At 73.0% G+C, this 6,831-nt stretch carries 5 protein-coding genes and 1 pseudogene; 2 read left to right on the top strand and 4 right to left on the bottom strand.

Annotated features, from left to right (window positions below; genetic code table 11):
* Window positions 1–636: 636 nt before the first annotated feature.
* Entirely contained in the window at window positions 637–1,662 is a 1,026-nt protein-coding gene (locus ICW40_RS00835; RefSeq protein ID WP_308121539.1) for a ParA family protein, read from the top strand.
* Entirely contained in the window at window positions 1,662–2,987 is a 1,326-nt protein-coding gene (locus tag ICW40_RS00830; RefSeq protein WP_221651899.1) for a ParB/RepB/Spo0J family partition protein, read from the top strand. Before ICW40_RS00835 ends, ICW40_RS00830 begins: the two co-directional genes overlap by 1 nt.
* Window positions 2,988–3,024: 37 nt before the next feature.
* Here ICW40_RS00830 and ICW40_RS00825 read toward each other — a convergent pair whose 3' ends face one another.
* The 4 genes and pseudogenes from ICW40_RS00825 to ICW40_RS00810 all read right to left on the bottom strand — a co-directional run.
* Window positions 3,025–4,386 (bottom strand): aminotransferase-like domain-containing protein, encoded by a 1,362-nt coding sequence (locus ICW40_RS00825; protein WP_221651898.1) that lies wholly within the window; start codon window positions 4,384–4,386, stop codon window positions 3,025–3,027.
* Window positions 4,387–4,544: 158 nt separating this feature from the next.
* Entirely contained in the window at window positions 4,545–4,868 is a 324-nt protein-coding gene (trxA, locus tag ICW40_RS00820; protein ID WP_221651897.1) for a thioredoxin, read from the bottom strand.
* On the bottom strand, window positions 4,865–5,872 hold the full coding sequence (trxB, locus tag ICW40_RS00815) for a thioredoxin-disulfide reductase (RefSeq protein ID WP_221651896.1): 1,008 nt from the start codon (window positions 5,870–5,872) through the stop codon (window positions 4,865–4,867). The genes trxA and trxB overlap by 4 nt, the downstream gene beginning before the upstream one ends.
* Before the next feature lie 101 nt (window positions 5,873–5,973).
* A pseudogene (locus ICW40_RS00810) lies at window positions 5,974–6,831 on the bottom strand (hypothetical protein); the annotation flags it as partial.

Below are 6,831 nucleotides of genomic sequence, written 5' to 3'. Positions count from 1 at the left end.
GGGGAGCTGGGCGGGCGGGGAGCTGGGCGGGCCGGGACCTGGGCGGGCGGGGAGCTGGGCGGGCCGGGACCTGGGCGGGCGGGGAGCTGGGCGGGCCGGGACCTGGGCAGGCTGGGACCTGGGGCAGGCCGGGGACCGTACAGGTCGGGAACGAGGGAAGATCGGGCCGCCGCGGCACGTGCGGTTGCCGCGCACGAGGCAGGCGTTCACAAGGGGAGCGGCGCGTCGGCAGGGCCCTTCCGGCGCCCTCCGTCGTCGCGCATGTGGCGCCAGATCGGGTCGACGCCCAGTCGTCGGCCAGCCCCGATCGCGCACGGGGTTCCACGTGGAACATCGGGCCATCCGTGGTCGAGTCCTGACGCCGGCGTGGCGGTCCATGGGGAGCGTGTTGTCCCGCTGAGGATCTCGACGGGCCGCGCCGTGGTGCCGAGGGACCGACGGAGCCGGTCGTGCCCCCAAGGATCCGACAGGCCGTGTTGTGCCGCCGCGCGACTTGGGGCCACCGACAGCACGACGGCATGTCTTCAGTGGAGCCCGCCTGTTTCACGTGGAACAGCGCCGAGCCGGGTGTGGATCTGGCTCGTCGTCCCTGCTGCGGGTGGCAGGATGGGCGCACACGACAGGACGGGAGATCGGGTGGACCAGCAGGACGCGTCGAGCGCGCCGGGCGACGGTGCGGCCGCCGACGAGGCTCGCCGGGCAGCCCTCATCGACTCGATCCCGAGCGTGGACGAGTCGACGCCGCTCGCCGCGCAGCTCGCTGCCGACGCACGCCGGCGGATCGACCTCAGCGGCCGGCGGTTCGAGCGGCCGGCGACGACCCGGATCCTCACGGTCGCGAACCAGAAGGGCGGCGTCGGCAAGACGACGACGACCGTGAACCTGGCAGCCGCGCTGGCCCAGGCGGGCGCGACCGTGCTCGTCATCGACAACGACCCCCAGGGCAACGCGTCGACGGCTCTCGGCATCGACCACCGCGCGGGCACGCCGTCCACGTACGAGGTCCTCGTCGAGGACGAGGAGCTCGCCGCGGTCGTGCAGCAGTCGTCGCGGATCCCCCGCCTCTGGGGTGCCCCGGCCACGATCGACCTCTCGGGCGCCGAGATCGAGCTCGTCTCGCTCGTCGCACGCGAGAACCGGCTCCGCAACGCCATCGACGCCTACCTCCGCCACCGCGAGGACCAGGGGTTGGACCGGCTGGACTACGTGTTCATCGACTGTCCGCCGAGCCTCGGTCTGCTGACCGTCAACGCGTTCGTGGCCGCACGCGAGGTGCTGATCCCCATCCAGTGCGAGTACTACGCGCTCGAGGGGCTGAGCCAGCTCCTCAAGAACGTGCAGCTCATCAAGAACCACCTCAACCCGGCGCTCCACGTCTCGACGATCCTCCTGACGATGTACGACGCCCGCACCAACCTGGCGCAGCAGGTCGCCGCCGAGGTGCGGGAGCACTTCCCGGCGCAGACGCTGCGCACCACCGTCCCGCGCTCGGTCCGCATCTCCGAGGCGCCGAGCCACGGCCAGACCGTCATGACGTACGACCCGGGATCCACCGGCGCCCTGTCCTACCTCGCCGCGGCTCGGGAGCTCGCCGAGCGCGGTGCCCCCGCCACGAGCGACCCCGGCGCGCGTGCGCCCCAGCCCGTCACGAAGGAGAACTGATGGCCGAGAAGCGTCGTGGCCTGGGCAGGGGACTCGGTGCCCTGATCCCAAGCGGATCGAGCGGCGACTCGCGACCGGTGGACGTGTTCTTCCCGGGGGCCCCGGCCGCCGTCGTGGCGGACGACGCCCCGGCGCAGGCCGACGCGCCCGATGTTGCTGCCACCACGGGCGCCGCCGAGGCGAGCACCGGTCGGGCCGAGTCCACGCCGTCGCCGTCGTCGCTGGCCCCGGCCCCGCACGGCGACGTCCTCGACGCGGCCGCGCCCTCCGCGGAGCCCACGGTCGACCGGCCGGACGACGCGCGCACCGCCGACGAGCGCGCAGGGGGTGAGCTCACCTCCGAGGTGCCGTCACCGCACGGCGACCCCCGCAGCGAGGACGTCCCGGGCGACATCGCCTCGTCCACGGTGGACGCGCCGACGACGGCGGGCGACGCGGCTCAGGCAACGCCCGCAGGGCAGCCGTCGGACGACGCGACGGACGGACTCCTGCCCGTGCCCGGCGCCAGGTTCGCCGAGCTGCCCGTCACGTCGATCACCGCCAACCCGCGCCAGCCGCGCACGGTCTTCGACGAGGAGGCTCTCGCGGAGCTCGTCGGCTCGATCCGCGAGATCGGCGTGCTGCAGCCCGTCGTCGTGCGACCCGTGGCGGACGAGGACGGCGCGCAGCGCTACGAGCTCATCATGGGCGAGCGCCGGTGGCGCGCCACCCAGGCGGCAGGGCTCGACCGGATCCCGGCGATCGTCCGCGAGACCGACGACACCGACCTGCTCCGCGACGCGCTCCTGGAGAACCTGCACCGCAGCCAGCTCAACGCGCTCGAGGAGGCGGCCGCCTACCAGCAGCTGCTCGACGACTTCGGCTGCACCCACGAGGAGCTCGCGCAGCGCATCCACCGCTCGCGGCCCCAGATCTCCAACACCCTGCGCCTCCTGCGCCTGCCCCCGCTCGTCCAGCGGCGGGTCGCGGCCGGCGTCCTGTCGGCGGGGCACGCGCGTGCGCTCCTCGGGCTCGCCGACGCCGCCGCGATGGAGCGACTCGCCCAGCGCATCGTCGCCGAGGGGCTGTCCGTGCGCGCGACCGAGGAGATCGTCGCGCTCGGCGGCGACCCCGAGAAGCCGGCTCCCGTCCGTCGGCCGCGGGCGGGTGACCGCAACGCAGCGCTCGACGACCTCGCGTCGCGGCTCTCCGACCGGTTCGAGACGCGCGTGAAGGTCCAGCTGGGCCGGAGCAAGGGCAGGCTCACGGTCGAGTTCGCGTCCGTGCAGGACCTCAACCGGATCCTCGCGACCCTGTCCCCGGACGACCCCGGCCTGCTCCGCTGACCCGGGCGGACCCGCCCGGGGGACCAGCGCACGAGCGTCAGCGGATCTCGGGCCCCGCGCCGGTCACCGTGTCGTCCTCGCGGTGGCCGCCCGTGCCGAAGATCTGCACCAGCTCCGTCTCGGCGGCGACCACACCGGCGAGCCGGCGCACGCCCTCGCGGATCCGCTCGGGCGTCGGGTAGCAGAACGACAGGCGCATGTGGTCGGCGCCCTGCCCGTCGGCGTAGAACGCCGTGCCCGAGACGTACGCGACGAGCGCCGTGATGGCACGCGGCAGCATGGCCTGGGCGTCGAGGCCGTCCGGCAGCTTGACCCAGGTGTAGAAGCCGCCCTCGGGGACGGTCCACGTGGCCTCGGGGATGTGCTCCTCGAGCGCCCCGATCATGGCGTCGCGGCGCGTCCGGTACATCTCCCGGTAGAGCTTGATCTGGTGCCGCCAGTCGTGGTGCGCCAGGTAGGTGGAGATCGCGAGCTGCGACGCGTTCGAGGGGCACAGGATCGAGGACTCGCTCGCGAGCACGAGCTTCTCGCGGATGTAGTGCGGCGCGACGGCCCAGCCCACCCGGTAGCCCGGGGCGAACGTCTTCGAGAAGGACCCGAGGTACACGACGCCGACGTCGTCCATCGAGCGCATGGCCGGCAGTGGCTCGCCGTCGAACCCGAGCAGGCCGTACGGGTCGTCCTCGAGCACGAGCACGCCGTACCGCCGCGCGATCTCGAGCACGCGCGGGCGGCGCTCCTGGCTGAGCGTCACGCCGGCCGGGTTGTGGAAGTTGGGCACGGTGTACAGCAGCTTGACCGCGCGCCCCTCGGCGGCCAGCCGGCCGAGCGTCTCCTCGAGCGCCTCGGGGATGAGGCCGTGCTCGTCGAGCGGCACGTGAACGACGTCGGCCTGGTAGGCGCGGAAGACCCCGAGGGCACCGACGTAGCTGGGCGCCTCGGCGACGATGACGTCGCCCGGGTCGATGAACAGGCGAACCACAAGGTCTAGCGCTTGTTGTGAGCCGGTGGTGACCACGACGTCGTCCGGGTGGGCCTGGATGCCCTGCAGCCGCATGACCTCGACGATCTGCTCACGCAGCGTCTCGTCGCCCTGCCCGGAGCCGTACTGGAGCGCCGTCGTCCCGCGCTTGAGCAGCAGCTCGTACGTCGTCTCGGCGATGTCCTCCATGGGGAGGCCGTCGAGGTTCGGCATGCCGCCGGCGAGCGAGACGACCTCCGGCCGGTTCGCCACGGCGAACAGGGCGCGGATCTCCGAGGCGCGCATGCCGTGCGTGCGCTCGGCGTAGGCCCCGATCCAGGGATCGAGCCGGTTCCCGGTGGCGGGCTGGGACAGGTGGGCGGCCCTGCCGGGGGCAGGAGTCACCCGCCCCGTCGGCTCGCCGTTCTCGGGAGTCATGGCCCTGAGTCTGCCACGCGCGCACGGGCACGATCGCGGCCTGACCAGCGGGTGGAGCGACGGTCGCCGGGGCCACGGACGTCGAGGAGCGAGCACGACGAAGGCCCCGCGATCGCTCACGGGGCCTTCGTCGACGGTGCGGGCAGAGCCCGCGAGCCTCAGGAGAGGACGTCCTCGATCTCCGTCACGAGCGCCGGCTTCGGGCGCGCGCCGACGATCTGCTTGACCAGTTCGCCGCTCTTGTAGATGTTGAGCGTCGGGATCGACGTGATGCCGTACGCCGCGGTCACCTGCGGGTTCTCGTCCGAGTTGATCTTCGCGATCCGCACGCGGCCGGCGTAGACCTCCGAGAGCTCCTCGAGGATCGGCGCCACCTGGCGGCACGGGCCGCACCAGGGCGCCCAGAAGTCCAGCACCACGGGGATGTCGGACTCCAGGACCTCGGTCTTGAAGGTGGCGTCGGTGACGGGGACGGTGCTCACAGGGTCTCCTCGATCTTCTCGGGCAGGGTGGCGGGGGCAGGCGGCTCGGCGGCGTGCACGAGGTCCGCGAGGTAGTGCTGGGCGTCGAGTGCGGCGGCGCAGCCGCTGCCGGCGGCCGTGATCGCCTGCCGGTAGACGTGGTCGACGAGGTCGCCCGACGCGAAGACGCCCTCGAGGTTCGTGCCGGTGCCGCGCTGCGCGCCGACCTCGTCGCCGACGAGCACGTAGCCCTCGTCGTCCAGGTCGACCTGCCCGATGAGCAGCTCGTTGCGCGGGATGTGCCCGATCGCGACGAACAGGCCCGTCGCGGCGAGGTCGCGCTCGGCGCCGGTCACGGTGTCGCGCAGCGTCACGCCGGTCAGCTTCTCCTGGCCGTGGATCGCGACGACCTCGCTGTTCCAGGCGAACTCGATCTTCGGGTCGGCCATCGCGCGGTCTGCCATGATCTTGGAGGCGCGCAGCTCGTCGCGGCGGTGGACCATCGTCACCTTGCTCGCGAAGCGCGTGAGGAACGTCGCCTCCTCGACCGCGGAGTCACCGCCGCCGACGACGACGACCTCCTGGTTGCGGAAGAAGAACCCGTCGCACGTCGCGCACCACGAGACGCCGTGGCCCGAGAGCCGCTTCTCGTCCGGGAGACCGAGCTCGCGGTACGCCGAACCCGTCGCGAGGATCACCGCACGAGCGTGCAGCGTCTCGCCGTTGCCCGTCTCGACCGTCTTCACCGGACCGACCAGCTCGGCGCGCACGACGTCGTCGTACCGGATGTCGGCACCGAAGCGCTCCGCCTGCTTGCGCATGTTCTCCATGAGGTCGGGCCCCATGACGCCGTCGACGAAGCCCGGGAAGTTCTCGACCTCGGTCGTGTTCATGAGCGCACCACCGGCCGTGACCGAGCCGGCGACGACCACGGGCGCGAGCCCGGCACGTGCGGCGTAGACGGCCGCCGTGTACCCGGCGGGTCCTGAGCCGATGATCACGAGGTCGTGGATGGTGTCCGTCACTACGGGGTCCTTCGTCCGGAGGGGGCCGTGCGGCGTGCCGGCCGACGTCGTCAACCGATCCTAGGGCGCGGTTGTTCCGCGCCGTGACGGCACGAGGGCCGTCAGGACAGGCGGACCTCGGTCAGCTCGACGCGGTTCCCGCCGTCGGCGGCCTGGGGCAGCTCGGTGAACCAGAGCACGATGTGCTGCGCCTCGGTCGGCGTGCTCAGGGTTAGGACCGTCTCGGCGGAGAGCGGTCCCGACGCGAGGACCTCACCCTCCGTGGGCGTCGACGGGTCGGTCGCCCGGACCTCGACGTTCCCGCCCGTGCCGTTGACGTTGAGCACGACCGTCGTGACCGTCGCCGGCTCCGTGAGGGTGACCGCGTAGCCGACGCCCGGCTTCATGCCGTACGTCGGGGAGCGGTACGTGCGCGTGAACCAGTACGTCGCGGGGTCGCCGTCGATCGCGCGGTCCACGGCCTCGGGGTGCTCGTTGTTGTCGCCGCCCGGCGGCGGGTCGATCATCTGCGCCGACGCGATGGTCGGCACGACGGTCGCGGGGTCCGCGGCCCCCTCACCCTCGTCGGCAGGGGCCTCGCCACCGTCCTCGCCGGCTGCGGGGTCCTCCGGCGCGGCGGGGTCCTCGGGCGCGGCCGAGTCGACGATGTCGCCCATGCCGTCCTCGCCGCCGATCGGCGGGGCGGGTGCCGTCAGCGCGTTCCACGCCCAGAACATGCCGACGACGACGGCGATGCCCAGCAGCAGCAGGACGAAGGGCGTGGGGTCGAACTTCTTCCGCGTCAGGACGTCGACGGGTGAGCCGATGAGCGTGTCGAAGTCCTCGTGCTCGCCGGGCGGCACCACGGGCGGTCGTCCGCCCGCGCCAGGACGCGCGGAGGCAGCCGGGCGCCCGCCCGACGGCGTCGCGGTGCGGTCCGGTGGCACGACGGCGGTCGCGGAGGTGCGGGGGCCGGACGC

It is taken from the genome of Actinotalea ferrariae (assembly GCF_019733465.1).
In the GTDB taxonomy this organism is placed as follows: domain Bacteria; phylum Actinomycetota; class Actinomycetes; order Actinomycetales; family Cellulomonadaceae; genus Actinotalea; species Actinotalea ferrariae_A.
The sequence above is the reverse complement of the archived record's forward strand: the minus strand, read 5'-3'. Positions and strand labels throughout refer to the sequence as shown.